Annotated in this window: 1 pseudogene; it reads left to right on the top strand. The window is 61.0% G+C overall.

The features are described from left to right. Positions 1 to 159 precede the first annotated feature (159 nt). A pseudogene (locus ACZ267_RS12860) lies at positions 160 to 310 on the top strand (IS481 family transposase); the annotation flags it as partial.

Raw genomic sequence — 310 nt, 5'->3', positions numbered from 1 at the left:
CCTCTGACACATGCAGCTCCCGGAGACGGTCACAGCTTGTCTGTAAGCGGATGCCGGGAGCAGACAAGCCCGTCAGGGCGCGTCAGCGGGTGTTGGCGGGTGTCGGGGCTGGCTTAACTATGCGGCATCAGAGCAGATTGTACTGAGAGTGCACCATATGTGACCCATCCGAACGCTCTTCTCACTCCTCGTGCCCGTCTCCGGTTAGCTCGGCTGATTGTCGAAGACGGCTATCCGGCCACGATCGCCGCAAAGATGTTCATGGTCTCCCCGATCACTGCCCGGAAATGGGCAGGCCGCTACCGGGAAG

The organism is Staphylococcus sp. AC872, assembly GCF_979255425.1.
Note: the sequence above shows the minus strand (reverse complement) of the source record. Positions and strands in the feature narration are given on the sequence as shown.